Source organism: Lacticaseibacillus sp. YLM2-1 (assembly GCF_056583465.1).
Map to the genome: position 1 here is coordinate 199,641 of NZ_CM152617.1, position 26,412 is coordinate 226,052.

Genomic DNA, 26,412 nt, shown 5'->3' on the forward strand with positions numbered 1-26,412 from the left:
TTTTCATTGTCAAGATCTCCTTATGCTAGTTCAAGGGTGTCTGTCAGTTGTGCCCGGGTTTTTTTCGTCAGATTGTGGGTAATCATAATGACGGTTAGATCTTTCTCAGCGAGTAGTGCGTCCTCTATTTCTTGGGCGTTTTCACTATCAATACCAGCAGTGACTTCATCGACAATTAAGATGGGTTTATGAAAAGCGAGTGCGCGTGCTAAAGCCAGCTTTTGTCGCTGTCCGCCAGATAAATTACTGCCATGTTCTTGAATCTTTGTCGCTAAGTTTGTGAATTTATCAATCCCTAAGAAGCGTACAACGTCAGAAAGTAGTGCCTGTGATTTTGAATGGCCAAGCGTGATGTTTTCTTCGATACTCTCATTGAAAATATATGATTTCTGATCTACCAGTTCGATTTTGGCATTTAGCAGTGTCGCTGGCATTGATTTTAATTCGTCACCATCAACTTGGATAGTACCTGCATAATCACTAAGTCGTCCGCTGATAAGGTTGATCAATGTCGATTTACCGGCACCGCTTTTCCCAACGACAGCGTATTTGCCGCCTTTCTTGAAGTTATAGGAGATATCCTTAATGACGGGTTTACCTTCATAGCCAAAAGAAAGATGATCAATTGTCAAGGCATGATTAAACGAATCGTCTTCTGAAACAGTCTTAATTTTTGTTGCTTGTATGTCCTTATCAAGCAGTACTGCAACGGATTTCATTTGAAAAATGCTTTGAATCATGCCTGCAAGGTTATTGAACACTGTTCCTGCTAATGAACCACTGGCAGAGATGACCCCAACACTGAAATAGCCACCAATCACCAATAAACATGTTAGCGTCATGACTAGCATCTGTGCTCCGACATTAACCCCGCTAATGAGCAAATTAACCAATCCTACGTTTTTGGCGTAAAGAAGTTTTTCCTTTCCTTGATGATCGGAGGCAGTCGCCAGCTTCTTGGTGAGTGTGTTGCCAAGATTATGACTAAAAAATACGGAGAAACCACCGATAATGTCATCTGCTTTTCCTAAAAATGAGCTGTTCGCGGTTGCTAAGCGATTCGTTTCATGCGTCATGACTTTTGAGAAAAACTGGGGAATCGTCATCGTCAGAAGGCCTAGTACGATAGCGGCAAGCGCTAAACTGTAGTGATAGAAAGCCAGAGATGTGATGGCAAATAGTAAGGTCGTGGCACTACTTAGAAGTGAGAAGAAGGCCTCCAGTCCGTTCTGATCAATCATGTTAACGTCATTCGTTAGCCAAGAAACGTACTCATTATGATTGACTTTTTTGTAATCGGAAATTGGCACAGTATTCAAACCGTTGGCAATATCAACGCGCAGCTGATTGGTTACCTTACGAATAATCTGGGCTTTTAAAAGCGAGTTACCATAATTAACCATCAATGTGACGCCCCAAATGCCAATGGTAGCCAATAGCCAAAAAACCACGCCGTGAAGGTTTTTTGAAATGAGTTGATCAGTTAACGGTGCAAGTGTTAAAGAACTCGCAACCCTGCCGAGTGATTCAATAATTGTCAGGAATATCGTCAGGATGGTTAGTGCTTTCTGGTTTGTTAACAACTTACTTGTAGATTTCATGAGACAGCTCCCTTTCTTGTGGGGTGTGACTTTGTTGTTTTTGCTGACTCAAGTATATGTGCTAATATGGTGCCATTAAATGTTGTTTCATATATGAAAAAGGGGAACTGCAGCATGGAAAAAATTGGGGAACTCATTAATCATTTTCGCGAAAACAAAGGTATGAGTCAGGCGGAACTCAGCGAAGGAATTCTTTCGAAAGCACAGCTGTCGAAGTTTGAACGAGATTTGACGAAAATTTCCGTTGATAAGTTTCTGGCTTTACTTGAACGGCTCCATGTGACGTTTACTGAGTTTGGGAACGCTTTGGCAATTCAAGAAAGACTGTATGAACAAGCCATATTAGAGGACATTACAAAAGCAGTTATCAATAACAACAAAGACCAGGCGCAACTCGTGAAAGAACGGGCGGAGCAACATCTAAAAAAACACCATGGAAAGTATAATCAGCTCACGTTGATCATGGTCAAGGCGATGATTTGCGATATGGAAAAGGGAACCCTTCCAAAGGCTGATACTAAAGTCCTCGCCGACTATTTATTTAGTGTTGATGGCTGGACACACTTTGAGTTGTTGCTCTTTGGAAATACTATGTCAGCTTTGTCGTTGGTTACTGTCAACCAATTGGCGCGGGAGCTAGCCGCTCAAATCAATGAAGCATGGGCGATACATCAAAACTTTCAATTGACTATAAATTTGCTGTATAACGTCGTGATTTTAAATTTGTCCGCAAAAGACCTGACAACTGCCAGACTTTTTTTACGGGTTATGAAACATAGCCATGTTGAAGATAGTATGATGGCTGAACGATACCTGATTGCACTCGCAGACGCATTTTGTGACTACTGCGGAGAGCCAACAGTTGAACATGAAAATAACGTCAAAAGAATGATTGAAATTCAAAAAGAAATCGGATCGACAAATTTTTTTGTCGCTTTCAACAATCAAGCGAAGATGTTCATAAATGAAACGAAAATATCAAGCAACGATTCTGCTGGTAATGTTTGAGCCCTGAGATATTGCAATTCATCGAATTGGGAAAATAGAGGGTCCAGTGAGTGTTTTTACCAAGATAGAGAGCTTTTCCGCAATAGAAGTGGAGGAGTGGAACATCATTTACAACCGGCAAATAAAGAGTCTGGGACATAATTCTTAGTCGGCAAAATAAAAGCGAACAATTTTCCACTTAAAGGAAATTTGTTCGCTTTTGCCTGCTCATGGATTATTGATTGCGATTTTAAAGACCGTAGTGCCAAGGCGGAGCAATCGTAGGCCAGATGGGGCTCAGCCGTGCAAACAACACAGAGACCGGTCTTGGCACTGATGTTGTTAGGCGACTTCGAGACCGTGGGCTTTGCGGGCTCGAAGCGCCGTCTCCGCTCTAGCTACGCGTCGCCAGCCCCAGCTGGCCGGAGATCGCGGAGTTTGGCACGGCAAGAGATTAATCTTAGATGCTTTAATGCAACATACAACTTCACACTTCCCAAATTGTCTGCACAATCTGTTCTGCCGTTTTCAAACTAGTGTCATTGACCAGTGGCCGGGGGCTGGCAGTGGTGAGCCAATGTACGCCTTCAGTAGGGACGCCCCAGAAAAAGAGCCCAGGTTGAGGGTGTTCGTTGGCGTCAAGCAGTTGTTGGGTTTGGCGATCAACGGCGATGGCGCCGGATTGGAATCGCTTGTCAGCGTTCAACTGCAGCTCATATGTGTGCGCATAGCCGTCATGCAAGAGTTGCTGAATTAATGCGTTTTGCGCAGTTGGCGCATTGACAGCCGGCACACGCGCTTCGAGTAAGCTCTTGGCCTGAACCGAAAAGCTGGGATCACTTGGCGTTTTCAATAAAAATTGACCATCGATGCCTTTAATTTGCATCCCCGGTGGCAAAATGGTGACGATCCCAGCGCCTAGCAAGGCTTGCAATTGATCAATTCGCAAGGCAGGCGGCCCAATGGAGAGAAAGTCATTCAGCGAGTTGAACCAGCGCAGGAAGAAATCGAGGTACTGATCTTGGCTCAACAAACCGCGTTCGACGAGTTGGCGAATCGGGTCGCGCATATCACGCAAAACTTCTAGTGCACTAGTTAATGGCCCAGTTTTGGTGCCACGCATGGCCTCGCGTGCATCTCGACGCAGATAATGCCGCATAAAGTCCTGATAAGGCTGACCGCTTGGATGCCACTTGGTTGGATCAGCCAAGGCATCCCAATCAAGTCGATCTTTGGCGGCAATTGGCAATGTGCCTAGCGTCGTAACAGGATCGGCGACGAAGTCATGTTCAAAGGCAGTTACGTCTAGATCGGGGTAGCGTTGCACTAGCAGGAGCCGATAATAAACTAGTTCAACTTCGTGTTGCAATGCTTCCCAGAAGGTTTGACCGCTCACTTCGCCATGTGCTTGCCAAGTATTGATCTGTTCAGTCGTCAAAAACTGTGGCTCCCATTCTTCACCGGGTCCTTTTTGGTTGCGACCTTTTGCCCGGTAAGGAAAACCACGTCGAGAGCCAGTGAAAATATGCGGTTCACGACCACTAGGATGATAGGCCAGCAAGCCGTCTGCTGTTTTCTGGAAGCGGCCGCCGCGGCCTTCAGTTAACCTGCTCATTAAATCAAAGAAGCTTAAGCCCAGTCCGCGAATGATCACAGGTGCCTGCGGTTCGATGGTGCTAAGGTCACCTTCTTCAGGGAAACCTGGGGCAAGATAAAACAAATCGTGAGCGTGGGCGTAATTGTCCAATGCTTTTTGATCGCGCGTCAAGGAATTCTTGAGGTTGCCTAGCGCCATGACAACTTGGTCTGTGTGCCAGCTTTCTTGATCGGTGGTAATTGTGAAATTAGCGGCGTTTTTAGCTAAACTGACAACGGTTTGCTGCTTAAACGTGATGCTATTGTTACCAGCGCGGGCTACAAGCATGTCAAAGAACCAATGCTGGTAGACACCATAAAGTGCCCGTGAAGCGTAGTTGTTGGGTCCCAGTGCTGCTGCCTGCCGCAGTAGGATCGCGCGGTTATTGAACTCAGGGTGAGCATCAAGGTAACCAGATGCAGTTGTGAGTGCCCATGTGCTCAGATCAGGTCCGGTCAAGAATGGACCAACATCGGTGACCGTTTGATCAGTGAATAAGGTGATCTGTGACGCTGCTGTATTCATGATAAGGTTCGGATCTTGATCGATTTTCCAAACGCGTCCGCCAATTGGATAAGGATCGGTCAGAACGATGGTGAGTTGGCGTTTTGGAAAGCGATTTTGCTGCCAGCTGAGTAGCCGTTCTAAAATTAATAAGCCGCGAGGGCCGGCGCCGATGAGGGTGATGTGCATGTGCAGCGCTCCTTTATGAGTTGAATATTTGTGAAGCAACGATTTCATTATACTTGTAAGCGCCAGAAAGCGGTTAGCGACATGCTTTAGGTTTAGCCATTTTCGTGTCATAATGTCATTATTGACAATCTTGAAAGGAAGGCAGATGCTGATGAAAGTTGTCGTTGTGGGCTGTACGCATGCAGGAACTGCGGCAGTGCGCGAACTGTTGATGAAGCACCCAGAGACAGAAGTGGATGTCTTTGAACGGCGGGAAGACATCTCCTTTCTTTCTTGCGGCATCGCGTTATACCTTGAAGGTACCGTTGGCCGATTGGAAGATATGTTTTATGCTACGCCAGCTTCTTTAGAGGCGCTGGGGCCGCATGTTCACGTTCATCTCAAACATGATGTTTTAAGCATTGATGCCGCTGATCATCGGATTTTGGCCGAAAATCTTAAAACGGGCAACCAACAACATTATCAATATGATAAATTAGTCATGGCGACAGGCAGTTATCCTGTTGTTCCGCCGATTTCAGGTGTCAGTATTCCGCGGGTGCTGATGTGTAAAAACTACGATGATGCTCGGCGAATCAAAGAAAGTGCCAAGGATGCTGAGCATATTGCGATTGTTGGTGGCGGGTATATTGGTGTCGAACTGGCGGAAGCCTATAGCCGCAACCATAAACAGGTAACGTTAATTAATGGTGTTTCGCCTTTACTTAGTCATTATGTTGACTTACCACTTAGTCATGAAATCAGTGAGGCCCTGACAACACGTGGGGTTGAGTTGAAACCCAACACAGTTGCCAAGCATTTTGATAGTGACGAGCAGCATGTTTTTATTCAAACAGATAAAGGCGAAATACAGGCAGATTTGGCGGTGGTTTGTGTCGGGTTCCGGCCGATGACCGAGTTGCTGATCGGCCAAGTTGATATGAATCCTGATGGGTCCATTCACGTGAATGATTATATGCAGACCAGCAATTCGGATATTTTCGCCGCTGGTGATGCGGTCGCCGTCCATTTCAATCCCACTGGTAAGGACGCTTATGCGCCTTTGGCCACCAATGCTGTGCGCCAAGGGATGATGGTTGGCGCTAACTTGTTTAAACCAACGATTAAATATATGGGGACGCAAGCCACCAGCGCGCTGAAGTTGTACGATCATAACTTAGGTGTGACGGGTTTGACGCTTGCTCACGCCAAGCGCAACCACCTGTCGGCTGCCAGTGTCACGATGACGGATGATTTTCGACCGCCATTCATGCCGGACACCGTCAAAATTACGATGGTGCTCGTCTATGATACTGATGATCGCCGGATTCTGGGTGCCCAGTTTTATAGTCAATATGATATTGTAAATGCAGCTAATCTCATTTCTGTGATGATCCAAAATCGTAACACGATTGATCAGCTGGCTTATGTCGACATGCTGTTCAATCCGAATTATGATAAACCGTGGCATTATTTGAATCTGTTAGGGCAATTGGCTGTGACGCAAGCAGATAATACGACGGCGTAGGGGGAAAATTATGAATTCGTGGAATCTTATCGGACTGTTGGCATGGGTGATACTCATCGCCTATTTGATTTTCATCGTCTGGCACATTCGGCAACGGCACATTAAAGCAATTGTTAAATCCGGAAAGCAAGTTCGTGGCTCGGTGGTGTTAATTGACATTGCAGAAGTGCTTGTTTTTGCGATTGCCGCGATTGGCATGGTTTGGGTGAGCTGGTTACGGCCTATTGATTATCGTGATAGTCGTGCGGTAGCTATTAGCCACAGCGCAGAACATCTCATTTTACAAACTGGCGAGGATCATTCCTTTTATGTTCGTGTCCAAACAGGGAATGGTAAGAATCCAACCTTGTACTACACTTACTGGACTAACGGCGCTAAATACGAAAATACAAGTCACAATGCTGAAGTTAGTGCCGGTACACAACCGTTGACCCCGCGGGCGGCAGGCTATCCATGGTCGAAAAAAGACCTGAAAAAATTGGATCAGACGGCCGATCAAGCCTACGTGGCAACGGTCACTGCTCGTTACAAGCCAGGCTTTTTAAACGGTTTAGGTATGCATGTTGGCAACATTGCTGACCGTTTCTCGATTTTACGGGTACCAAATGATACGTTTGTGGAAATTGATCCCGTCAAGGATTAAATTCAGTCAAAGTTAGCCAAACGACCTTCTCGAAAGTGAGAAGGTCGTTTTTGCTGCATGGTTATTTTTGCCAGATGGCGTGTAAGCTGGTCGAAGGCTCATGGTATCATGAGAGCAACAATTGCAAATTTTGACAGCGCGACTCGATTCGATGAATGCGTCAAAACGCGTCAAAGGAGGTTCACATGCACAAATATCTTTGGTGGCTCATCCCGCTTGTCTTGCTACTTGGTATTGGGGCAGCAACGCAACAGTCGGTTCAAGCGGCTTCGGGAACATGGTATCGCGATGACGGTGACATGATGGGAGCTAAGAGCCAGGCGGCGGTCAATCGTTTGAATAATGAGACGTTTGCCAAGGTAAAGGGTCATCCTCAACTTGCAGTCATCACGGTCAAGTCGCTTGATGATGACGAAATCGAAGACTATGCCAATGATCAGTTTGCTAAATTGGGTATTGGCAAAAAAGGCTGGGACAATGGCTTGCTTCTTGTGCTTTCCCGCGAAGACCGTAAGTATTGGCTAGAGGTCGGCTATGGGTTAGAAGACGTCGTGCCAGACGGGAGCGCAGACGAGATTGTTACTTCGAACGTGAAAACACAGCTGAAGGCGCAGAACTACGATGAGGCAATCGCACTGTTTCTTGATCATATTGGTCAACGCGTGACAGCAAACCAAAGTGCCATCGCAACGCCTGCCCAAATAACCGCTAAACGGGCACGTGATGCTGCTATTCAGCAGGCAATCTTGATTGCTGCTTTGATTTTGATGGTCTTGCTGGTACTCTTCTTCGTAGTCCACATGGCGATGGCTGCCCGATTGCGTGATGCTATGCGTGATACCGTTGCGTTGGAGGCGATGCCGTTGTATGCGGCTGTGATGGCAGCAGGCATTCCGGTACGCCGACAGACAGCTTCCTTACCACTATTCAAATTCGCTTGGTCACATGCCAAGCTACGCGAAATCGGTCTGGCCAATTTGGCTCGTCGTGGTTTCGAGTCGTGGACGCGCGTGCTGCGGTTGACCGCACCATATCCTTATTGGTACTACTACCAAACAAGCAAACCACTGCGGCAATTAGCCGATCAAGATGTGGTGGCGGCCCCATCTGTTTCAGCATTAGCAGCGTTATTAACCCCCGCATTAGCTGATCGTTTTGCAAAAGGCAGACCTTATGAAGCCAGTTATGCCCAGTGGTTAGGCCAACAAAAGAATGTTGCTGGTCAAGCTGCGGTGACAACTTGGTCGAAATTTCTTGAAAATGTTAAAGAAACAGATCGTTTTTCAGCTGAAATGTTGGCTGCCACGTTTAGCGTTATCTTGTTCCATATTCGGCATCCAGAAAAAAATCAGGATTTAAGTCAATACGACTTGCCACTTTGGGTTGTATCCGACTTTGGGTCGAGTGCCAGCAGCGGTAGCAGCGGCGGTTCTGACAATTTCGGTAGTGGATTTGGCGGTGGCAGCAGTGGCGGTGGTGGATTTGGCGGCAGTTGGTAAGCAACGGGAATGATATTGAGGGCTTGAAACCTTGTTACCACGTGGGCTAACCTTAGAAAATAAAACAAATTGATGGCGATGTTTTCGTTGCCATCCTAAAATGCTGGAAAACGAGGCTAGATAAATGGAACAAATGATAATGTTAATGGTCACCGGTTTACTTGGCGGTATTCTCGGTGCCGTGCTTGGCATCGGCGGTGGGATGATTATTACACCGATTTTGACGATGTTGATGGGGTTGCCAATTCAATATGCCATCGGTGCTAGTATTGTATCGGTTATCGCTACCAGCTCAGGCGCCACCATTGCTTACTTAAAAGATGAGATGCTAAACTTGCGCGTTGCGATGTTTCTAGAAATTGCGACCACCGTTGGCGCAGTTATTGGTGCCGTTGTCACTGGTCTTGTGGACGGCAAAGTCTTATACGTCTTGTTCGGCGCCTTGCTGATTTTTTCTGCATTCAACATGATTCGTAAAATGCGGATGAAGGAGCCTGAAGAGCGCCAGTCAAAACCAGATGAGATTGCGACTAAACTGCGATTGAATGGCGCGTATTTTGACAAGGCGACTGGTAAAGAAATCAATTATACTGTGACAAATGTGCCAGGCGGATTTGCTATGATGTTCGGGGCTGGCATTGCCTCTGGGTTGTTAGGCATTGGCAGCGGTGCTTTTAAAGTGATTGCCATGGATACGATCATGCATATGCCGCTAAAGCCATCAAGTGCCACGAGTAATCTGATGATGGGGGTTACGGCAGCAGCAAGTGCGACAGTGTACTATTTTGGCGGACAATTGCAGCCGCAAATCGCGGCACCGCTCGCTATCGGTATTTTGATTGGGGCAACCGTTGGCTCACGCATCATGCCGATGCTGCCAACAAAAGTCTTACGTCTGATTTTTATTCCTGTTATTGGCTACATGGGTATTCAGATGGCGCTTAAAGGATTCGGGGTGAACATCTGATGGACAAAAAACTCAAAACTGAAATTGATGACGTTGAAATCATGATCGGTAAGGTCATGCAAATTGGGGTCGTTTTGTCGGCCTTGGTGATTATTCTTGGCCTGCTTTTATTGTTAGTCACTGGCTCAACGGGATACGCGACCGGCGTTCATCCAACACGTGTTGGTGATATTTTATCTGGCACGCTGGCACTGAAGCCGTATGCGGTTTTGATGACGGGCATCTTCTTGCTGATCCTGACACCGGTGTTGCGAGTGGTCGTTTCGATTTACGCTTTTGCAGTTGAACACGATCGGTTATATGTATGGATTACGACGATTGTTTTGATTATCTTGCTGGGTGCGATGACGATTGGCTACTTGGGTAATCTGTAGCTCATGAGTTAGCTATTCTGAGCCGGCAAACGAAAAGCGCCGATGCAAACTTTAATGAGTTTGCATCGGCGCTTTTCAGTGGCATCATTATTTGCCGCTTGGCTTATGTTCCATGTAATCCTTCAGTGTGGCGACGACGGAAGAATCCGGCATCTCACGCATGGATTTAATATTGTGGATATGTTCAACTGATACGTGGCTGTTTAGCGCCATCTCTGTGTCTGTTAGATGATTTTTGCGCTGGAAGTCAATAATCTCCCGTGAAAATGCACTGATTTGATCTTTTTCAGCCAAAACGATTCCTCCTCGTGAGCCTTTACTAACAGTATAACGATTTTTACCAGTCTGCGCACGTATGACATTCAATCGTAACGTTGTCAGACTGAGTTGCTTGATTAAAGCGGTAAAACAAACTTCTAATGGTCAATTTCAAAGCGACAGTGAACAAAGCTATTGCATTTACGAACGTATGTTTGTATAATGAGGTTGTACCAAAGGTTAACACCATATTGTTCTTGATCCGGTATTAACCAGATCAACCATTAGTACCACCGCCGATCCGGACTGGCCTGCCACCATCGCACGGGATGCTTAAGCAGTGGGTAATGATGCTGGTGCTTGTCCATGACGAAGGTCTGATCTGCTTTTGTGATAATCTGTGCCTGTCCTGATATGAGTTGATGGAAAAGCTGCCGTTTGCGAATGCGGTGGACAATATGCAAGACAATGCCTGCGATGACACACCAATAACTGATAACAATCAGTAGCATCCAACCGGTTTCGGCGAAGTTCAAAGATGTCAGTAACTGCCAGGTTTGCAAGATGGGATCAAGTAATAATAGCTTGCCAATATAACTTAGCAAAGCGAGCAACATACTTGGTTTTGATACCAGCAGCAGTGCAGTTAACCCGATGAAGTAAATGGCCCAAAACACATATGGGGCAATTGCTAGCAAGTAGATAAAATGAATGATGGCAGATGGTCGCCCAAAGCGCAGTGAGCGCCGGAATTTAGGCCATGAATATTGTTTAGTTTCGGAATTCGTCATATTGCCCCCTAGCGCCATTAGCGCATTGGTTGTATCAAGTTTTTTGGATCATTGCCTCTAGTTTAGCATAGACACCTAGGCGATGATGCTTCGTCGTTTGCTTGACGCAAAGACACTGTTAGCTTGCTGTCTTTTGTTGAAAGGTAAGGTGAGCTTATGGAACACTATGCTTATCTACAGGACTTGGCAGCTGATCAAAATGATCGGCAATTGCGAGTTCGAATTTGGGACAATAAGAATATCATCATTCGGCGTAATTTGGGTCAGCAGCAAGGCTTAGCCACACAAGTCTGGGATGCTTGGCTGCGTCAAGAGTTACGACGATTTAATGGTTTTGAACCGATTATCGAAATTGATGATTTTTCGGGTCATCAGGAAATTCGGTTTTTTAAGGAAAATGAGTTGGCAGATGCCGTTCATTTCATCTTGCAAGGTGAAGGTACTGTTGAAACTGCCAGTTGAACGTTTTTGTAGTGGCAACGTCGTGAGCATTCATGGAACTTGCCCGCTGTGAAAGCTGAATTTTTTAAGCATGTGCATGAAAAAACAACTTTTCGTGTACATGCTTTTTTTGAAAGCTTTTACAACCCTGATGTTATCAGTATACTGAAGGTAATGAGGTGAGGACGATGAAGGCAATCATTTTATATGCATCGATTACAGGCAATGCCAAAGGAATGGCACGGATCGAGCAGCAGTTCTTTGAACATTATGGTTGGGACGTGACCCTTGGTGAAATGATTCAAACCGACCCAACAACTATCAAGCATTACGATGTATTGGTTTTGGCCACTTATACATGGACTGGCGGCGTTATTCCGGAAGAAACCGAAGACTTTTACGAGGATCTCAGCAAGCTTGATTTTTCCGCTAAGCCTTTGGTATTTGGTGTGCTTGGCACAGGCGATCCGTATTATGGTAAAGATTACAATACCGCGCCAGAGTTGTTTGAAGCCGTGTTGGCGGCAAGTGGGGCGGTTCAAGGAGCTGACCCTGTGAAAATCGCCTTAAATGTCAAGCAAGAGGAGATGCCCCAGTTTGCAGCATTTACCAAAAGCCTGATAGCCAAGGCTGAGGCGCTTCAAGCTGATAAGTGAGACGATGTTGACGTGGTATAATGAAGCCAGAAAGCGAGGGGATCTTCATGAGCGAAGAAATTGTTTTCTTCAACCCCGGCGATGCAGTCGCCAATGATTTTGATTTCGCCGCGGCTCGACGCAGTGCCCAAATTTACAAAGCCGAACATGTTGTCGATGAAGGCTTGGTTGTCGCTAAAGATAAAGACGGCAAGTATTCCGTTTTTTACGAAGCTGCCGGAACGCCTGATTCAAAGGCTAAGGGTGACTATAAAGCAGTTGGCAAATATACGATTCTGGCTCATCTATGACGAAAACGGCGTGGTACCGTATTGTCTTGGTGCTCATTGCCGTGGGCTTAATTGGCGTTCTTGATCTTGTCATGACTCAAAATCAGATCGCCAATCCTTTTTTGGTTGGCGGTCTTGGTTTAACACTTGGCATTGTGTTAGCTTTGTTAGTCGCAAGCATTTGGCAACCGCGGAACTCGCGTAAGCCTTGATTAAATGAAATGGTATTTCATCCAAAAAGACGCCTGTTACCACACGCATTGTGTGACGACAGGCGCCTTTTTTATGGTTAGTCAACTCCAGCACTGATTAGGCATTGACGATGTACTCAGGCTGCTTACCAGCTAGAATGGCTAGTGTATTGTCAGTCACGATTTTGGCCATGGCATCCCGCGCTTCGACGGTGGCGTTTCCGATGTGCGGCGTCAGGACCACATTATCAAGCGCCTTGAGACCTGAACTGACATGCGGTTCAGCCTCATAGACATCTAACGCGGCGCCTGCTAACTTGTGAGCCTGCAATTGCTGAAGCAAGGCGGTTTCATCAATTAACGGGCCGCGAGCTGCATTGATCAGGTAGGCAGTCGGCTTCATAGTGGCCATTGCCTGCGCGTCCAGCAAATGATGCGTAGCTGGTACTAGCGGCAAATGTAAGGTCACGATGTCGCTTTCACGTAACAAGGTGGCCTGATCGGTGAAGGTTGCGCCTAGTGTTTGCTCTGTGGCCGATGTCAGTTGGTGGCGCTGGGTATACAGAATTTTTGCGTCAAAAGCATGCACGCGTTTGGCAACGGCCTGACCGATTTGGCCCATCCCGATAATCCCAACGGTTTTGCCAGCCAGTTCGTGACCAAGGAAAAAGGTGGGTGCCCAGCCGGCAAAACCAGCGCCGCGCATTAGCCGATCGCCTTCCGTGACCCGGTGTAAGACCGCCAGAATTAAGGCCACCGTGACTTCGGCAGTCGAAGTGGTCGATACTTTTGGCGTATTGGTTACAAGCACACCTTGGGCCTTGGCTGCAGTGACATCAATGTTGTTGAAACCGGCACCATAATTAGCGATCAGCTTCAGATGTGGGGCCTTTGCCAAGGTTGCCGCCGTTACTGGTGTGGACAAGGCGGTGATCAACACCTCAGTATGAGCCAAGTGTGTTTGTAAGTCGCTTTCGGTGATTAAACCACTGCCGGTATATGCTTCAAAATCCACGCCAGCTTTTTGCAAGGCAGCATTCGCCGATTTCGGCAATGCTGCAGAAATATAAACTTTTGCCATGGATCATTTTCCCCCTTAACCTTGTTGATCAGTCTTAACGTCTGCACAATCACTATGGGTGTGCGGTTAGCATCATCATGGCGGATTGCGTTACAAGTTCCCGAACTGATACTTTTAAGAGCCTAACTTAAGTGTAGTACAGGTTAGACAAAAAGAAAGAAATCACATCGGAAGTTTTGTCTTCTTAGAAATCCAATCATGGTTAAACCGTTGCCTAAAACCATATTTCTAGATATACACGCTCCCGTTCACCAGCCCAGAAACATACGTGTAAGGATCTTGATCGCAATGGCCAAAAACCGGCCATCACGCTCTTGACTGAAACGCGTTCGCAGGCGCAGAAACCGGAGTGTAAGGACCTCGGACGCAATGACCCAAACCCGGCCATCACGCCCGAGGCCGCTTACACTCAGGTTTCTAAGCGCGCCTGCGAACGCTCTGATATAAAAATATGACGAATCGTGGCTGATTGTGTTACACTCTTTCTGTTAACAAAAAGTAAGTAAAAGGAGATTGATCATTTATGGCAACTTTGACACAAGATATGAAAGACATGATCGGCGCACAATTGAACTATTTGGCTACTGCCGATGAAAATGGTAATCCACAAGTGGGTCCCAAAGGCACGATGCGTGTCTTCGATGATCATCACCTGATTTACAACGAAGAGACAGGTAAGCAGGCATGGCATAATTTGCAGTATTCTAAGAAGGCTGCGGTTGCGACGGTTGATTACAAGGCACTCAAGGGTTTTCGTTTTGAAGGGACCGTTGAATTCCATCATGATGACAAGATCTTTGAAGATGCTCAGGCATTCGCGAAGGCACATCATCTGCCAGCAGCCATCAGTGCCGTTTTGATTAATGTTGATCGTATCTATAAACTGGATGCCGGTCCTAATGCTGGCGATTTGATTGAAGGTTGATGGGCTGATTCCCGGACTTTAACGCGGAAAACGAGCAGCTCATGATGCCATGATTTTTAATTAAACAATTTATATGCCTATAACTTTGCAAATATGCATGGTTATAGGCATTTTTTGTATGCCTAGTAAAATACTAATTGTTATCATTAGCATATTTATTGCTTCGAATAACCTCGTTTCGTTAAGCTTAGGATAGTCAGAAGAAAGTCAACCAAAAGAAAGGGTGAGAACCATGATGCATTTTATTTGGACACTGATCATCGGTGCGGTGATTGGTTGTATTGGACAGCTGATCGTTGGGCGCGATATGCCACTCGGCTGGCTTGGTAACATTATCGGCGGCTTAGTCGGTGCATGGCTCGGCACGGCACTCCTTGGTGACTGGGGGCCTTCATTGGCCGGAATGGCCTTGATCCCAGCCATTATAGGGGCCATCATCGTCGTCTTCCTTGTTTCCCTGTTGCTGGGAACCACACGGCGCAAGGCATAGGAGGCCGATGATCATGAGACCCATCACAAAAATCATGCTTGGCATCATTGCCGTTGGCGGTTTATTGCAAAGTGTTGGTTTCGGGTTATTGCTTTGGCCAAGCCGTGAGTTTACGCGATTTTATCTGCAACAAGTCGTTTGGCTGCGGCCAACCATGATAGGCCTGACTGGGCTTGTCGCTTTGGTTTTCCTCATCATGCTATTGGTCGCCATTTTCAGGCGGTCAACCGCTCAGTCGCTGATTCTAGCTGGTGAAGATGGTGATCTGACGCTTGATAAAAGTGCGATCGAAAACACCGTGGCCAAAGCGGTTGTTGCGCAACATTTTGCCAAATCGGTGGCGGTAGCTGTTAGCATTCGCAAGAAGCAAGTCGCACGAATGCGGATTGAAGCTTTTTCCGGTAATAGCAAGGATCTGAAGGCAGAGGCCAAGCAAATCGAAGAAACTGCTCGCCAGAAGTTGCAGGCCTGTCTCGGTATTCCTGTGAAGCATGTGCGGGTGCATCTCTTGCCAGCCACAAAGGTCAAAGCGAAAACGGCCCGTGTGATTTAACGATGACAACACTGGGACAACAAGCAAATGGCATTCAAAGCGGACACTTTCCAAAGATGTTGATGCCTTTGACGACGTGCCCAGCTAGAAGGAGAGATGACAATGCAGCGAGGAATGATCGGTGCTGTGATCGGGATCGTGCTTGCCTTCGCCTGGATGCGATTCGGGTTTATGGGTATGCTGCTGGTCTTGATCTTCGGCGCAGCAGGCTGGCTGATTGAGCGTTACCTAGTACCCAATTGGCATGCATTTACCAGTTGGTTGACCGCCGGCAAAGATGCTTTCAGTAAAGGAAAGTAGGTGAACGGATGGACGCAGTTGCAACACCGCCAGTAGCAGCATCACCAGCTGTTACACGAGAAACATTGATGGCCAATAGTCGATTGACGTTTGAAGATAAAGTGATTGAAAAAATCGCTGCGCTTTGTGCTCGAGAGATTGATGGCTTGCTAGGAATGGACGGAACGATGATGGACAATCTGACCGAAACCTTTTCTAGCGGCGAGAATATCACCAAAGGCATCTCAGCTGAAGTTGGCGAGAAACAAGTAGCGATTGATATGGATGTGTTTCTGGCATTTGACAGTGATGCGCAAGCTATTTTTAAACAACTCTGCGAAAAAATCAGTGCTCAGATTACCCGGATGACGGGCCTACAGCTAGTTGAACTCAATCTGCATGTCAAAGATGTACTGACTAAACGCGAGTGGCAAAAAAAATGATGTTGAACCTTCATAAGACAAAGGAGAGATAAACATGGACAACACGAAAAACGCTGGCATCAATAAGGAATTGAAATTCGATGACGCTGTCATTGCAAAAATTGTGGGCATCACTTGCAATGAAGTCGAAGGCGTATACTCGCTTGAAGGCGGCATGATGGCAAATATGACCGATCTTTTCCGCAAAGATGAAGATCCGACTAAAGGTGTGGATGTAGACCTGAGCGATGATCAGAATGTTTCTGTGTCACTTGATGCCACCGTTCGATATGGTGAAAATGCACCGGAAATTTTCAACAAAGTTACGATGGCAATCGTCAAGAATGTCCGCCAAATGACCGGACTTAATGTCACTGAGGTGAAGATGACCGTTAAGGATATGCTCACCAAAGACGAAATTGCTCGTAACGAGGCTAAGAACAAAGATGCTGACAAAGAAAAGGATCTTCAGCCAGCATAATCGTGATATAAATTGCCAGTTCAGTCGTTGAACTGGCTTTTTTTGTGAGCGCGAGGCAGCCCGGTTAGAAACCGGAGTGTAAGTGACCTTGGGTGTGATGGTCGGGTTTTGACCATTGCAACCAAGGTTCTTATATGCAGGTTTCTGGGGTGGCGAGCGCGTTAAAATGAGCGCGAGGCAGCTCGGTTAGGAAACTAGTGACGCACAAGTTATTTTTATAGTTTGCACGATTGATAACCCCCCTTAACGAATTGACGCTGTCAACAACAACACGTAAACTGCTTTCATAGAACAAAGGGGGATCCTACATGGAATACTTAAAATTACTTGGCATTGTCATTATCGTTGTCGGGTTTGCATTGAAGTGGGACACGACAGCGGTAGTGGTTTTGGCAGCAGTTGTGACAGCAGTTTTTTCGGGCATGAGCATCCCGGCTTTGCTGACCACACTTGGGCAGAGCTTTGTCGATAATCGCATGGTGTCGTTATTTTTTCTGACCCTGCCGATGATTGGGTTAGTGGAAAGCCACGGTCTCAAGGAAGTTGCCGTCAATGGCATTCAGAAGCTAAAGAAATTGACACCCAGTCGTATTTTGAATATTTATCTTGTGATTCGCGAGTTAGGTGGTGTCTTTGGTATCTCGTTATCTGGTCAAGTGCAGTTCGTACGACCGTTGATCACGCCGATGGTAACGGCGGCGGCTGAAACCAAACGTAAGCTAACAGATAAAGATATCGACCTTATTAAGGCGCGTTCTGCGGCGACTGACAACTTTGGCAATTTCTTTGCGCAGAACCTGTTTGTGGCGACAGCAGGTGTCTTGTTGATCGCGAGCACGATGAAGAGCCTCAATCATCCAGTTGAGCCGATGCAGGTCGTTTTAGCATCCATTCCAGTGGCATTGATCACGTTGGTCATTGTGGCTATCTACAATCGCTGGTTTGATCGCCAATTTGAACAGCAGTCGCATAAGGGAGGCAAATGATCATGGTCAATACCCTTTTATTGATCCTTTATGCTCTGATTGGCGTCGTGATGGCGATTGCTGGTATTGAGGCGTTTCGCGCAAAAGATAATCCGGCACGTATCGGAACCGGTTTGTTTTGGGAGATCATGGCAGTGATTTTTGCCTTTGGGACCTTGATGCCCGCGATGGTCGTTGGTGTTCTAGTTGTTATTATCGGTATTTTGGCGTTGTTCAAGCAGATTCAGATAGGCAAAATTAAGCCCGTTGACGGCGCACACGCGGCAACAGCGGCCAAACGGCTTGGCGGTTGGGTATTCGTCCCAAGCGTGGTACTTGCAGTCGTTTCCATCGGTGTCGCCCAGTTTACCAAACTCGGTGGTCAGGTCGGCATTGGCATTGGTGCGGCGGTTTCGTTAATTGTGGCTATCATCATGACGAAGGCGCCAGGCAAAATGGTTTATAATGATACCCAGCGGATGGTTCGGTCAGTTGGTGCTGCTGGCATTTTGCCGCAATTACTAGCAACCTTAGGGGCAGTTTTTACTGCTGCTGGGGTCGGATCACTCACGGCGAAATTGATTGCCGGCTTATTCCCAACTGGAAGTCATCTTGGCGGCGTGATTCTATACTGTGTGGCGATGGCGCTCTTTACGATTATTATGGGGAATGCCTTTGCTGCGTTTGCCGTGATTACAGCAGCCGTTGGCATTCCTTTTGTCATTGCGCAAGGCGCTAATCCAGCGATTGTGGCGGCTATTGGCATGACCTCTGGCTACTGTGGGACCTTGCTCACGCCAATGGCGGCGAACTTCAATAGTTTGCCAGTCGCGTTGCTCGAAATGAAGGATCCACTTGGTGTTATCAAACAGCAAGCGCCAATTGCGATACTATTGTTGATCATTCAAATCGGCCTCATGTACTTCTTGGCATTTTAGAAAGGAAATCTTCTCATGAAAATTCTTGTTACCGGATTTGATCCCTTTGGCGACGATAAAATTAATCCTGCGATTGAAGCCGTGAAACGTTTGCCGGATGAAATTGCTGGGGCACAAATCGTTAAATTGGAAATTCCGACAAAGTTTAATGTTTCAGCCGATGTCGTTAAAGGTGCTATTGCCAAAGAAAAGCCTGACTATGTGTTGAGCATTGGTCAGGCTGGTGGCCGGTTTGAACTCACGCCGGAGCGAGTTGCGATTAACTTGGATGACGGTCGGATTCAAGATAATGCCGGGTATCAGCCACTTAATCACACGATTCATGGCGATGGCGAGAATGCCTACTTTACCCAGTTACCGATTAAGGCCATGGCCAAAGCCATTCGGGAAGCTGGTGTTCCGGCAGCAGTCTCCAACACAGCAGGCACTTACGTCTGCAACCACATTTTTTATCAGGTACAGTATATGCGGGATAAGATGTTTCCCGATATTAAGGCCGGCTTCATGCATATTCCATTTTTGCCGGAACAGGTTGTCACTCGTCCGGAAACACCAGCGTTGTCATTGGATGATGATGTTTTAGGCATCACTGCCGCTATCAAGGCCATCGTGGCCCGTGACGGCAAAGGCGATATCGAAACGATTGAAGGCAAGAATCACTAGATAGTTGTGGATCATTTTTTATTTGAACTGCCGCAGACTGCATGACGGGTGTGCGGCTTTTTGAGTGGGCTAGAATGCTTGCTGGCCGGTATTTAAAGAAGCAAGGCGGTATAATGAAGGTGTGATCTCAATAGAGAGGGTGATTAGATGACTATCGGTATTATTGGATCAGGTAATGTCGGCCGGGCATTAGGCCAACTGTTTAGTCATGTTGGTGAGCAGGTGATTATTTCACATCGGCATGGCGTGGCATCATTGGCACCGGTCATTGCAGAGATGCGCTCGACGGTCGAAGCTGGGACCGTTGCTGACGCGGCTAAACAAGACATTGTCGTGCTGGCCGTGCCATTTAATGCGTTGCCGGAATTGCCGACAAGCGTGGATCCGAAGACGATTATTATTGACGCGACTAACTATTATCCTAGCCGCGATGGCGACCAGCCAGCACTGGCAGCACATCAAGTCACGTCATCAGAACTCGTTGCTAAACATTTTGGTACGAAAAAAGTGGTCAAGGCATTCAATACAATTGCGATGACCAAAATTCGTAGTCTTGCCAAGCCAAGTCAGCCAGCAGGAAGAATTGCCATTCCGATTGCCGGGGATGATAATGCCGCTAAGCAGACGGTCACGACATTGATCAAACGAATTGGGTTTGATGTTGTCGATCTCGGCAGTCTATCAGATAGCTATCCAGCACAGGCGGATGGACCGTTGTTCTTATTTGCTGGCGATGCTGATCAGGTTCGTGCTCAAGTGCAACACTAAGGGGTTAACTGGGCGCCAAAGCTATATGAAATTCGTATAAAAAGAGCATTGCCCGTCTACTGCGGCAATGCTCTTTTAATTATGCAGGCTGACCCATCCGTGCCTTGTGATTTTTCACAATCATATTGGCGATCGCCTTCGCAATATTTTGATTCTTCAAAATGGGACCATGGGAGTAGCTGCCAATGGTATTTTTATAACGCATACCTTCGACACCGTCTTCAGGGTTATTCCCGTAACCTTCAATCATTTTGCCCAACGGTTTGAGCTTTTGCTTGTCGTCAAAATAAGTCCGGCCACTGTGATTCTCAAATGCGGTAACTGTCCCGAACTCGGTTTCGTACTTGGTATCACCGATCATGCGACTGTCTGGCTTGAAAACTGTGTGCAGCGGCAAAATGCCGAGGCCTTTGATGACTGAGCCTTCGCTAGTTTTGTAATAATCGCCAAGCAGCTGGTAACCGCCACAGATTGCCAGCATCGGTTTACCATTTTCGATATACTGGCCAAGTGTTTGGGCATGGCGCAACAAGTCTTTGGCTACCACGGTTTGTTCATAGTCCTGACCACCGCCGAAGAAGATAAAATCATAGTCGTCCGCATTAAAATGATCGCCAAGACTGACATTATCGACATCGACTTGGTAACCTTGTTGATTTAATAAATAACGTAGAATTTTGACATCGCCACTGTCGCCATATGTGTTCATGAGGTCTTCATAAAGATAAGCGATTTTAATTTTATCCGCCATTAGCCGGGTCCCTCCGTTTGTTTGACTGGCAACAGCTTACCACAAGTGTTGGCTGAGAGGAAAGAAAGTGCATAGTGCGGTTTTAATTAAAAAAACTCGAAACAGGATAAGTGTTTCGAGTTAGTCTGGTTATTAACGTTTGTGAGCCTTAATCCACGGTTGGGCTTTTTCCTCAATTGCCTTGTGAAGAGCATCCATATCCGCGTAGTCACTAATTTCGAAGACAAATTCATCTGGTTGATCGTGGAAGGTTGGCTTGTTGTTTAACGTGATGGTCAACTGGTCAAATTGATTATCGCCAGTATCTTTACGAATTTGATAAGTGAAAAAGGCAGCTTCATAGTTTTGACTATTGTCAGGTTCCTCGTACAAAACTTCCATGAATTGATGTTCAGTTCGGTAGTTGTCTTTTTTTAACTTATCCCACAAAGCCTCATACTGTTTGTGCAAATCGGCCAGCTGGGCATCGGTCAGTTGTTCATTTTCTTTGATTTCTTTACCGTCTAATTCCATTTTTCTCGCCTCTGAGTTTAGTTACCATTTCATTATCGAACTGTGAACGCGTTTTTGCAAGATGACAAGGGACCGTTCAGACAAATCTTGTGGTTGGGTAATTAGGTGAGTAGCGCGACCGCAGCCAGCCCAGATAGCGAATCTTGATTTGAGCAGTAAGGCATAACAGGTGTGTCAAAAAACTTGCGCTTAACGCCTGTTCTTTCCATATAAAGACGGTTGAGCAGAGGCCGCTTTTACGTTACACTTGACGGGTACGTGAAACCCTGTTTGTTCCACAAAATCAAGTTTACGAAAATGGAGGCAGGCATGGATCCAGCAGCTTTTGTCCAAGCCTTGGCTGATCACGGGATCGTTTTAAACGATCACCAACAGGATCAGTTTGCGGCATACTATCAGTATCTGATCAGTGAGAATGAAAAAATGAATCTGACTGGCATTACAGCTGAAGGGGACGTCTACCTCAAACACTTCTACGATTCACTAACGCTTGCGTTGGTGCTACCTGAGCTTCAGACACAAGTAATGTCAGTTTGTGATGTGGGTGCTGGGGCAGGTTTCCCATCAATTCCGTTAAAAATTGCGTTCCCGCAACTCAAAATCACCATCGTGGATTCTTTACAAAAGCGAATTGGCTTTCTCGAACGATTAACGGCGCGTTTGGAGCTGACAGATGTTCAGCTCTTTCATGACCGCGCCGAAACTTTTGGTGCCAAAAAATCGCAACACCGTGCCAGTTTTGATTTGGTCACGGCTCGTGCGGTTGCGGCATTGGATGTCTTGGCTGAGCTCTGTTTGCCACTAGTAAAGCCGCAAGGTCGCTTTGTGGCCATGAAAGCCGCGGCGACACCCGCAGAATTAATTGCGGCCAAGTCAGCGATTGGCTTACTTGGCGGCAAATTGGCCCAAGATGCTGCGTTGACGTTGCCGGAAACCGGCGATCCACGTCATTTGCTGGTCATCGACAAAGTTAAACCAACACCAAACAAATATCCGCGCAAGCCGGGGATACCGAATAAGCAACCTTTGGGAGGTGCATAACGCGTGCCATTATCATCCATTTTTGGCCATAAAAAGCCTGACGACGAAACGGTTGTTCAACAACTGCCAATGACCGCAATCGTGCCTAACCAATTCCAGCCGCGCAAAGTCTTTACGCCGGAATCGATTCGGGAGCTAGCAACGACGATCAAGGATCATGGCTTGTTGCAGCCGATTATTGTCCGTGAATATAAACCGGAAAAGTACGAAATCATCGCGGGTGAGCGCCGATATCGCGCGATGCAAACCCTGGGCTGGGAAAAAGCGCCAGCCATTGTGCAGAAAATGGACGACGACGAAAGTGCATCCATGGCACTAGTTGAAAATTTGCAGCGCGAAGGCTTGAGTGCGATTGAAGAAGGCCAAGCTTATGTGGCACTTATGAAACTCAATCACCTGACACAAGCCGCTTTGGCCGAGCAACTCGGTAAAAGTCAGGCATTTGTCGCCAACAAAATCCGTTTATTGAAACTAAGCGAGCCAGTTCAAGAAGCTTTAATGAAGTCGCGTATCAGTGAACGGCATGGTCGTGAACTACTGAAGTTAGACGAGAAGCAACAGGTTGCCGCCTTACACCAGATTTTTGCAGACGATCTGACCGTTAAAGAAACCAGTGCCCTTATCAATGAGATGTTGCGGCCTAAGAAGCCAACCCCAAAACCGAAACCTAAAGTTCGACGATCCGCGGTGAGCCATGATACGCGCATTGCTTGGAACACATTAAAACGTTCGGTTAAAATGATCCGGGAAACCGGTATGACGGTCACAGCAAAAGAAGAAGATACTGACGACGCTTACCGAATGATCATCGAGATTCCGAAAGAAAAGAGATAGGAGGAGCTCATGGCACATATCATCGCAGTCGCTAACCAAAAAGGCGGCGTTGGCAAAACCACCACCACGGTCAATCTGGGCGCCTGTTTGGCCAATCTTGGCAAGAAGATTTTGATTGTGGACGCTGATGCACAAGGCAATGCGACTAGTGGCGTCGGCGTTCAAAAGGCCCAAGTTGAAAAGGATATTTATGATGTGCTAGTCAACGAAGAGCCGATTACCGAAGCCATTCTGCCAACGAAACATAAGAACATGTCGATTGTGCCAGCCACCATTCAACTGGCTGGCGCTGAGATCGAGTTAACCAGCCAAATGGCGCGTGAAATGCGATTGAAGCTGGGATTGCATCCTGTGGAGGATCAATACGATTATATTTTGATTGATTGCCCGCCATCGCTTGGCCAATTGTCGATCAATGCATTTACAGCAAGCGACTCGATTTTAATCCCGGTCCAAAGCGAATATTACGCTCTGGAGGGCTTAAGCCAGTTACTAAACACGGTGCGGTTGGTTCAGAAACACTTTAATCCGAGCTTAGCGATCGAAGGGGTGTTGTTGACAATGTATGATGCGCGGACCAATCTCGGCGCACAAGTCATTGACGAGGTCCGCAAGTATTTTGGCGATAAAGTATATGCAACGGTGATTCCGCGGATTACGCGATTGGCGGAGGCGCCAAGCTATGGTCTGCCAATTGTGGATTTTGATCCAAAGTCCCGGGGATCAGAGGTTTACGAGGCTTTAGCCAAGGAGGTGCTGGCTGCTCATGGCGAATAAGAATAACAAAGGCTTAGGCCGTGGTATTGATGCGATTTTCAAAGATTTCGAGAGTCCAGATCTGAGTGCCAATAATACAGTTGAAGAATTACCGCTGATTGACATCCGACCAAATCCCTACCAACCGCGTAAAACGTTTGATGAGGAAGGCTTGAAGGAACTGGCTGGTTCGATCAAACAAACCGGCGTGTTCCAACCGATCATTGTCCGCAAGAGTGTTTCAGGCTATGAGATTATTACCGGTGAACGTCGCTTCCGTGCGTCTAAATTGGCTGGCAAGGAGACTATTCCATCCATTGTTCGGGACTTCAATGATCCCGAAATGATGGAAATCGCTGTGCTGGAAAACTTGCAGCGGGAAGATCTGACGCCGCTAGACGAAGCCCAGGCTTATGACACCTTGATCAAGCGTCTGAATCTGACGCAAGCAGAAGTATCGGCACGACTTGGCAAAAGCCGACCTTATATTGCGAACTACTTACGCCTTTTGACACTGCCGCAGCAAGTCAAACAAATGTTAAGTGCCAATCAGCTGTCAATGGGACAAGCACGGACGCTGTTAAGTCTCAAAGATAAGTCCAAAATGGTGAGTGTGGCCAAGAAGACAATCAATGAGAACCTGACTGTGCGCCAGCTAGAACGGCTCATTAATCAGATGAATGCTGGCAACACGCGCCCGGCAACCAAAGAAAAGCCAAAGTCGCCATACGTGCGGGCAACTGAGAACCAACTTGGCGAACGCTTTGGCACCAAGGTGAATATTAATGAAGGCAACAAAGGCAAAGGCAAGATCGAGATTGACTTCACTTCCGAAAAAGATTTGAATCGGATCTTGGCCATGCTCGACGTCAATATTGACTAACTAGCAGAGCGTGAGCAGCCCGTTTAGAAACCGGAGTGTAAGCGGGCTTGGACGTGATGGCCGGGTTTTTGGCCATTGCGTCCAAGGTCCTTACACGCAGGTTTCTGGGCCAGCGAACGCGTTTAAAAGCAGAGCGTGAGCGGCCCGTTTAGAAACTTGCGAACGCGTTTAATCCGGTCCGACAAGCACAACAACGCTGGAGGTGGACAAATGTATGATTTACATGATCTCGTTCAGATGAAGAAACCGCATGCTTGCGGTACCAACAAATGGGAAATTATCCGCTTAGGTGCTGATATCAAGATCAAATGTACCGGATGCGGTCATATTGTGATGATGTCCCGGCGCGATTTTGAAAAACGACTCAAAAAAGTGTTGGGTCATGTAGAGTAGACAGACTAAATAGAAAGTGTGAAGTAACCAAATGGCTTTAACAGCAGGTATCGTAGGACTTCCAAACGTCGGTAAGTCCACGCTTTTTAACGCAATCACTAAAGCAGGCGCCGAGATGGCGAACTATCCATTCGCTACAATCGACCCGAATGTCGGGATGGTTGAAGTGCCAGATAAACGTCTGGCACGAATCGATGAATTGATTCCGGCCAAGAAGATTATTCATACAACTTTTGAATTCACAGATATTGCCGGCATTGTTAAAGGTGCTTCTAAGGGTGAAGGACTCGGCAACAAGTTCCTTGAAAACATTCGTCAGGTGGATGCGATTGTTCATGTTGTCCGAGCGTTCGATGATGATAACATCACCAGTGTAACTGGCAAAGTCGACCCGTTAGAGGATATGGCGACGATTAATATGGAATTGGCCATCGCTGATCTTGATGCTGTCAATAAACGCTATGCTAAAGTTGAAAAAGTGGCGCGAACACAAACCAATGACAAAGAAGCGCAGGCTGAATTCAAGGTGCTCAAAAAGATTAAGCCCGTACTGGAAGATGGCGGGATGGTTCGCAGCATCGACTTTGATAAAGATGAGCTGAAGATTGTCAAAGGCTTGTTCTTGCTGACCAGCAAGCCAGTTTTGTATGTCGCTAACATTGCTGAAGAAGCGATGGCTGATCCGGATTCGGTTGATTACGTCAAGCAAATCAAGGCCGAGGCTGCCAAAGAAGGTGCCGAAGTGATTGCGATTTCTGCCAAAACTGAGGAAGAAATTGCTGAACTGGATGATGATGAAAAGGCAGACTTTTTGGCAGCAGAAGGTGTCGACGAGTCTGGGTTGGATAAGCTGATCAAGGCTAGCTATCATTTGCTGGGATTGGCAACCTTCTTCACAGCCGGTGGCAAAGAAACCCGTGCTTGGACATTTAGACAGGGAATGAAGGCTCCAGAAGTTGCTGGGATTATTCATTCCGACTTCGAACGCGGTTTTATTCGCGCCGAGACAATGTCCTTCACCGATTTAGACAAGTACGGATCTGTTCAGGCGGTTAAAGAAGCAGGCCGTTATCGATCCGAAGGCAAAGAATATGAAGTGCAGGATGGGGACATCATTGAATTCCGGTTCAATGTCTAACGCATAACGACTTAGGAGATAGGAG

The 26,412-nt window shown here is 46.8% G+C and carries 33 protein-coding genes; 26 read left to right on the forward strand and 7 right to left on the reverse strand.

What is annotated here, in order from left to right:
- Positions 1-20: 20 nt before the first annotated feature.
- Entirely contained in the window at positions 21-1,601 is a 1,581-nt protein-coding gene (locus AC07KQ_RS00970; RefSeq protein ID WP_003568745.1) for an ABC transporter ATP-binding protein, read from the reverse strand.
- 114 nt (positions 1,602-1,715) lie between these two features.
- Between AC07KQ_RS00970 and AC07KQ_RS00975 the strand changes: the two genes are divergently transcribed.
- Positions 1,716-2,609: a helix-turn-helix domain-containing protein gene (locus tag AC07KQ_RS00975; protein ID WP_003562863.1), complete on the forward strand. Its 894-nt coding sequence runs from the start codon at positions 1,716-1,718 to the stop codon at positions 2,607-2,609.
- Between the two features lie 466 nt (positions 2,610-3,075).
- Here AC07KQ_RS00975 and AC07KQ_RS00980 read toward each other — a convergent pair whose 3' ends face one another.
- The gene (locus tag AC07KQ_RS00980) at positions 3,076-4,917 is read right to left on the reverse strand and encodes an FAD/NAD(P)-binding protein (RefSeq protein ID WP_003562865.1); all 1,842 of its coding nucleotides are present in this window, start codon (positions 4,915-4,917) and stop codon (positions 3,076-3,078) included.
- Between the two features lie 145 nt (positions 4,918-5,062).
- On the opposite strand from AC07KQ_RS00980, the gene AC07KQ_RS00985 reads away from it, so the two are divergent.
- The 5 genes from AC07KQ_RS00985 to AC07KQ_RS01005 all read left to right on the forward strand — a co-directional run bounded on the left by AC07KQ_RS00985 (position 5,063) and on the right by AC07KQ_RS01005 (position 9,907).
- The gene (locus AC07KQ_RS00985) at positions 5,063-6,424 is read left to right on the forward strand and encodes an FAD-dependent oxidoreductase (RefSeq protein WP_003562867.1); all 1,362 of its coding nucleotides are present in this window, start codon (positions 5,063-5,065) and stop codon (positions 6,422-6,424) included.
- A gap of 10 nt (positions 6,425-6,434) precedes the next feature.
- Positions 6,435-7,067, forward strand: a complete 633-nt coding sequence (locus AC07KQ_RS00990) for an LVIS_2131 family protein (protein ID WP_003562871.1) — start codon at positions 6,435-6,437, stop codon at positions 7,065-7,067.
- A gap of 185 nt (positions 7,068-7,252) precedes the next feature.
- Positions 7,253-8,566 (forward strand): TPM domain-containing protein, encoded by a 1,314-nt coding sequence (locus tag AC07KQ_RS00995; RefSeq protein ID WP_003562873.1) that lies wholly within the window; start codon positions 7,253-7,255, stop codon positions 8,564-8,566.
- 124 nt (positions 8,567-8,690) lie between these two features.
- Positions 8,691-9,533, forward strand: a complete 843-nt coding sequence (locus AC07KQ_RS01000) for a sulfite exporter TauE/SafE family protein (RefSeq protein WP_003562875.1) — start codon at positions 8,691-8,693, stop codon at positions 9,531-9,533.
- Entirely contained in the window at positions 9,533-9,907 is a 375-nt protein-coding gene (locus tag AC07KQ_RS01005; protein ID WP_274991066.1) for a DUF1634 domain-containing protein, read from the forward strand. Before AC07KQ_RS01000 ends, AC07KQ_RS01005 begins: the two co-directional genes overlap by 1 nt.
- Before the next feature lie 87 nt (positions 9,908-9,994).
- On the opposite strand, the gene AC07KQ_RS01010 is transcribed toward AC07KQ_RS01005, so the two are convergent.
- Together AC07KQ_RS01010 and AC07KQ_RS01015 are read right to left on the reverse strand one after the other, a co-directional pair.
- Positions 9,995-10,201 (reverse strand): LBP_cg2779 family protein, encoded by a 207-nt coding sequence (locus tag AC07KQ_RS01010; protein WP_003562894.1) that lies wholly within the window; start codon positions 10,199-10,201, stop codon positions 9,995-9,997.
- Positions 10,202-10,449: 248 nt separating this feature from the next.
- Entirely contained in the window at positions 10,450-10,956 is a 507-nt protein-coding gene (locus AC07KQ_RS01015) for a hypothetical protein (RefSeq protein WP_003562896.1), read from the reverse strand.
- Positions 10,957-11,112: 156 nt separating this feature from the next.
- On the opposite strand from AC07KQ_RS01015, the gene AC07KQ_RS01020 reads away from it, so the two are divergent.
- The 4 genes from AC07KQ_RS01020 (at position 11,113) to AC07KQ_RS01035 (ending at position 12,534) form a co-directional block, all read left to right on the forward strand.
- The gene (locus tag AC07KQ_RS01020) at positions 11,113-11,418 is read left to right on the forward strand and encodes a hypothetical protein (protein WP_003562898.1); all 306 of its coding nucleotides are present in this window, start codon (positions 11,113-11,115) and stop codon (positions 11,416-11,418) included.
- Between the two features lie 167 nt (positions 11,419-11,585).
- Positions 11,586-12,053: a flavodoxin domain-containing protein gene (locus AC07KQ_RS01025; protein ID WP_003568753.1), complete on the forward strand. Its 468-nt coding sequence runs from the start codon at positions 11,586-11,588 to the stop codon at positions 12,051-12,053.
- A gap of 47 nt (positions 12,054-12,100) precedes the next feature.
- Positions 12,101-12,343, forward strand: coding sequence for a hypothetical protein (locus AC07KQ_RS01030; RefSeq protein WP_003562902.1), 243 nt, complete (start codon positions 12,101-12,103; stop codon positions 12,341-12,343).
- Positions 12,340-12,534 carry a hypothetical protein gene (locus tag AC07KQ_RS01035; protein WP_003562904.1) on the forward strand — a complete coding sequence of 65 codons (195 nt, stop codon included), beginning with the start codon at positions 12,340-12,342 and terminating at the stop codon, positions 12,532-12,534. Before AC07KQ_RS01030 ends, AC07KQ_RS01035 begins: the two co-directional genes overlap by 4 nt.
- 97 nt (positions 12,535-12,631) lie before the next feature.
- On the opposite strand, the gene AC07KQ_RS01040 is transcribed toward AC07KQ_RS01035, so the two are convergent.
- Entirely contained in the window at positions 12,632-13,594 is a 963-nt protein-coding gene (locus AC07KQ_RS01040) for a 2-hydroxyacid dehydrogenase family protein (RefSeq protein WP_003562906.1), read from the reverse strand.
- Positions 13,595-14,117: 523 nt separating this feature from the next.
- On the opposite strand from AC07KQ_RS01040, the gene AC07KQ_RS01045 reads away from it, so the two are divergent.
- The 10 genes from AC07KQ_RS01045 to AC07KQ_RS01090 all read left to right on the forward strand — a co-directional run bounded on the left by AC07KQ_RS01045 (position 14,118) and on the right by AC07KQ_RS01090 (position 20,078).
- Complete coding sequence (locus tag AC07KQ_RS01045; RefSeq protein ID WP_003562908.1) at positions 14,118-14,519, forward strand: pyridoxamine 5'-phosphate oxidase family protein; 402 nt, start codon at positions 14,118-14,120, stop codon at positions 14,517-14,519.
- 232 nt (positions 14,520-14,751) lie between these two features.
- Complete coding sequence (locus AC07KQ_RS01050) at positions 14,752-15,009, forward strand: GlsB/YeaQ/YmgE family stress response membrane protein (RefSeq protein ID WP_003562911.1); 258 nt, start codon at positions 14,752-14,754, stop codon at positions 15,007-15,009.
- Positions 15,010-15,022: 13 nt separating this feature from the next.
- Entirely contained in the window at positions 15,023-15,562 is a 540-nt protein-coding gene (gene amaP, locus AC07KQ_RS01055) for an alkaline shock response membrane anchor protein AmaP (protein WP_003562913.1), read from the forward strand.
- Between the two features lie 102 nt (positions 15,563-15,664).
- The gene (locus AC07KQ_RS01060) at positions 15,665-15,862 is read left to right on the forward strand and encodes a hypothetical protein (RefSeq protein ID WP_003562916.1); all 198 of its coding nucleotides are present in this window, start codon (positions 15,665-15,667) and stop codon (positions 15,860-15,862) included.
- An 8-nt stretch (positions 15,863-15,870) separates the two neighbouring features.
- Positions 15,871-16,284, forward strand: coding sequence for an Asp23/Gls24 family envelope stress response protein (locus tag AC07KQ_RS01065; protein ID WP_003562918.1), 414 nt, complete (start codon positions 15,871-15,873; stop codon positions 16,282-16,284).
- A gap of 34 nt (positions 16,285-16,318) precedes the next feature.
- The gene (locus tag AC07KQ_RS01070) at positions 16,319-16,744 is read left to right on the forward strand and encodes an Asp23/Gls24 family envelope stress response protein (RefSeq protein ID WP_003562920.1); all 426 of its coding nucleotides are present in this window, start codon (positions 16,319-16,321) and stop codon (positions 16,742-16,744) included.
- Positions 16,745-17,052: 308 nt separating this feature from the next.
- Positions 17,053-17,730 carry a DUF969 domain-containing protein gene (locus AC07KQ_RS01075; RefSeq protein ID WP_003577392.1) on the forward strand — a complete coding sequence of 226 codons (678 nt, stop codon included), beginning with the start codon at positions 17,053-17,055 and terminating at the stop codon, positions 17,728-17,730.
- A gap of 2 nt (positions 17,731-17,732) precedes the next feature.
- Positions 17,733-18,647 carry a DUF979 domain-containing protein gene (locus AC07KQ_RS01080; RefSeq protein WP_003577393.1) on the forward strand — a complete coding sequence of 305 codons (915 nt, stop codon included), beginning with the start codon at positions 17,733-17,735 and terminating at the stop codon, positions 18,645-18,647.
- Between the two features lie 15 nt (positions 18,648-18,662).
- A complete protein-coding gene (pcp, locus tag AC07KQ_RS01085; RefSeq protein ID WP_003659182.1) occupies positions 18,663-19,310 on the forward strand; it encodes a pyroglutamyl-peptidase I in 648 nt (215 codons plus the stop codon).
- A gap of 147 nt (positions 19,311-19,457) precedes the next feature.
- Entirely contained in the window at positions 19,458-20,078 is a 621-nt protein-coding gene (locus AC07KQ_RS01090; RefSeq protein WP_003562932.1) for an NADPH-dependent F420 reductase, read from the forward strand.
- Between the two features lie 79 nt (positions 20,079-20,157).
- On the opposite strand, the gene AC07KQ_RS01095 is transcribed toward AC07KQ_RS01090, so the two are convergent.
- A complete protein-coding gene (locus tag AC07KQ_RS01095) occupies positions 20,158-20,829 on the reverse strand; it encodes a type 1 glutamine amidotransferase (RefSeq protein ID WP_003562934.1) in 672 nt (223 codons plus the stop codon).
- Positions 20,830-20,961: 132 nt separating this feature from the next.
- Positions 20,962-21,342 carry a hypothetical protein gene (locus AC07KQ_RS01100; protein WP_003562937.1) on the reverse strand — a complete coding sequence of 127 codons (381 nt, stop codon included), beginning with the start codon at positions 21,340-21,342 and terminating at the stop codon, positions 20,962-20,964.
- A gap of 309 nt (positions 21,343-21,651) precedes the next feature.
- Here AC07KQ_RS01100 and rsmG point away from each other — a divergent pair, with 309 nt between their 5' ends.
- From rsmG to ychF, 6 genes are all read left to right on the forward strand, one after another.
- Positions 21,652-22,383, forward strand: coding sequence for a 16S rRNA (guanine(527)-N(7))-methyltransferase RsmG (gene rsmG, locus AC07KQ_RS01105; protein WP_003562939.1), 732 nt, complete (start codon positions 21,652-21,654; stop codon positions 22,381-22,383).
- Positions 22,384-22,386: 3 nt separating this feature from the next.
- Positions 22,387-23,217, forward strand: coding sequence for a nucleoid occlusion protein (gene noc / locus AC07KQ_RS01110; protein WP_003562941.1), 831 nt, complete (start codon positions 22,387-22,389; stop codon positions 23,215-23,217).
- Positions 23,218-23,226: 9 nt separating this feature from the next.
- Positions 23,227-23,994, forward strand: a complete 768-nt coding sequence (locus AC07KQ_RS01115) for a ParA family protein (RefSeq protein WP_003562943.1) — start codon at positions 23,227-23,229, stop codon at positions 23,992-23,994.
- Entirely contained in the window at positions 23,984-24,856 is an 873-nt protein-coding gene (locus AC07KQ_RS01120) for a ParB/RepB/Spo0J family partition protein (RefSeq protein ID WP_003562946.1), read from the forward strand. Before AC07KQ_RS01115 ends, AC07KQ_RS01120 begins: the two co-directional genes overlap by 11 nt.
- A 210-nt stretch (positions 24,857-25,066) precedes the next feature.
- Positions 25,067-25,249 (forward strand): DUF951 domain-containing protein, encoded by a 183-nt coding sequence (locus AC07KQ_RS01125; protein ID WP_003562948.1) that lies wholly within the window; start codon positions 25,067-25,069, stop codon positions 25,247-25,249.
- A 31-nt stretch (positions 25,250-25,280) separates the two neighbouring features.
- Positions 25,281-26,387, forward strand: a complete 1,107-nt coding sequence (gene ychF / locus AC07KQ_RS01130; protein WP_003562949.1) for a redox-regulated ATPase YchF — start codon at positions 25,281-25,283, stop codon at positions 26,385-26,387.
- Positions 26,388-26,412: the final 25 nt, after the last annotated feature.

Coding starts and splice junctions, on each gene's coding strand:
- AC07KQ_RS00970 (WP_003568745.1), bottom strand. CDS start 1,601: ATGAAATCTACAAGTAAGTTGTTAACAAACCAGAAAGCACTAACCATC.
- AC07KQ_RS01020 (WP_003562898.1), top strand. CDS start 11,113: ATGGAACACTATGCTTATCTACAGGACTTGGCAGCTGATCAAAATGAT.
- AC07KQ_RS01045 (WP_003562908.1), top strand. CDS start 14,118: ATGGCAACTTTGACACAAGATATGAAAGACATGATCGGCGCACAATTG.
- AC07KQ_RS01040 (WP_003562906.1), bottom strand. CDS start 13,594: ATGGCAAAAGTTTATATTTCTGCAGCATTGCCGAAATCGGCGAATGCT.
- AC07KQ_RS01120 (WP_003562946.1), top strand. CDS start 23,984: ATGGCGAATAAGAATAACAAAGGCTTAGGCCGTGGTATTGATGCGATT.
- AC07KQ_RS01080 (WP_003577393.1), top strand. CDS start 17,733: ATGGTCAATACCCTTTTATTGATCCTTTATGCTCTGATTGGCGTCGTG.
- AC07KQ_RS01005 (WP_274991066.1), top strand. CDS start 9,533: ATGGACAAAAAACTCAAAACTGAAATTGATGACGTTGAAATCATGATC.
- pcp (WP_003659182.1), top strand. CDS start 18,663: ATGAAAATTCTTGTTACCGGATTTGATCCCTTTGGCGACGATAAAATT.
- AC07KQ_RS01030 (WP_003562902.1), top strand. CDS start 12,101: ATGAGCGAAGAAATTGTTTTCTTCAACCCCGGCGATGCAGTCGCCAAT.
- AC07KQ_RS01025 (WP_003568753.1), top strand. CDS start 11,586: ATGAAGGCAATCATTTTATATGCATCGATTACAGGCAATGCCAAAGGA.
- AC07KQ_RS01065 (WP_003562918.1), top strand. CDS start 15,871: ATGGACGCAGTTGCAACACCGCCAGTAGCAGCATCACCAGCTGTTACA.
- AC07KQ_RS00990 (WP_003562871.1), top strand. CDS start 6,435: ATGAATTCGTGGAATCTTATCGGACTGTTGGCATGGGTGATACTCATC.
- AC07KQ_RS01000 (WP_003562875.1), top strand. CDS start 8,691: ATGGAACAAATGATAATGTTAATGGTCACCGGTTTACTTGGCGGTATT.
- AC07KQ_RS01075 (WP_003577392.1), top strand. CDS start 17,053: ATGGAATACTTAAAATTACTTGGCATTGTCATTATCGTTGTCGGGTTT.
- AC07KQ_RS01090 (WP_003562932.1), top strand. CDS start 19,458: ATGACTATCGGTATTATTGGATCAGGTAATGTCGGCCGGGCATTAGGC.
- AC07KQ_RS01125 (WP_003562948.1), top strand. CDS start 25,067: ATGTATGATTTACATGATCTCGTTCAGATGAAGAAACCGCATGCTTGC.
- AC07KQ_RS00995 (WP_003562873.1), top strand. CDS start 7,253: ATGCACAAATATCTTTGGTGGCTCATCCCGCTTGTCTTGCTACTTGGT.
- AC07KQ_RS01100 (WP_003562937.1), bottom strand. CDS start 21,342: ATGGAATTAGACGGTAAAGAAATCAAAGAAAATGAACAACTGACCGAT.
- amaP (WP_003562913.1), top strand. CDS start 15,023: ATGAGACCCATCACAAAAATCATGCTTGGCATCATTGCCGTTGGCGGT.
- AC07KQ_RS01070 (WP_003562920.1), top strand. CDS start 16,319: ATGGACAACACGAAAAACGCTGGCATCAATAAGGAATTGAAATTCGAT.
- AC07KQ_RS00985 (WP_003562867.1), top strand. CDS start 5,063: ATGCTGATGAAAGTTGTCGTTGTGGGCTGTACGCATGCAGGAACTGCG.
- AC07KQ_RS01035 (WP_003562904.1), top strand. CDS start 12,340: ATGACGAAAACGGCGTGGTACCGTATTGTCTTGGTGCTCATTGCCGTG.
- rsmG (WP_003562939.1), top strand. CDS start 21,652: ATGGATCCAGCAGCTTTTGTCCAAGCCTTGGCTGATCACGGGATCGTT.
- AC07KQ_RS01115 (WP_003562943.1), top strand. CDS start 23,227: ATGGCACATATCATCGCAGTCGCTAACCAAAAAGGCGGCGTTGGCAAA.
- AC07KQ_RS01095 (WP_003562934.1), bottom strand. CDS start 20,829: ATGGCGGATAAAATTAAAATCGCTTATCTTTATGAAGACCTCATGAAC.
- AC07KQ_RS00980 (WP_003562865.1), bottom strand. CDS start 4,917: ATGCACATCACCCTCATCGGCGCCGGCCCTCGCGGCTTATTAATTTTA.
- AC07KQ_RS01015 (WP_003562896.1), bottom strand. CDS start 10,956: ATGACGAATTCCGAAACTAAACAATATTCATGGCCTAAATTCCGGCGC.
- AC07KQ_RS01060 (WP_003562916.1), top strand. CDS start 15,665: ATGCAGCGAGGAATGATCGGTGCTGTGATCGGGATCGTGCTTGCCTTC.
- AC07KQ_RS01050 (WP_003562911.1), top strand. CDS start 14,752: ATGATGCATTTTATTTGGACACTGATCATCGGTGCGGTGATTGGTTGT.
- AC07KQ_RS00975 (WP_003562863.1), top strand. CDS start 1,716: ATGGAAAAAATTGGGGAACTCATTAATCATTTTCGCGAAAACAAAGGT.
- ychF (WP_003562949.1), top strand. CDS start 25,281: ATGGCTTTAACAGCAGGTATCGTAGGACTTCCAAACGTCGGTAAGTCC.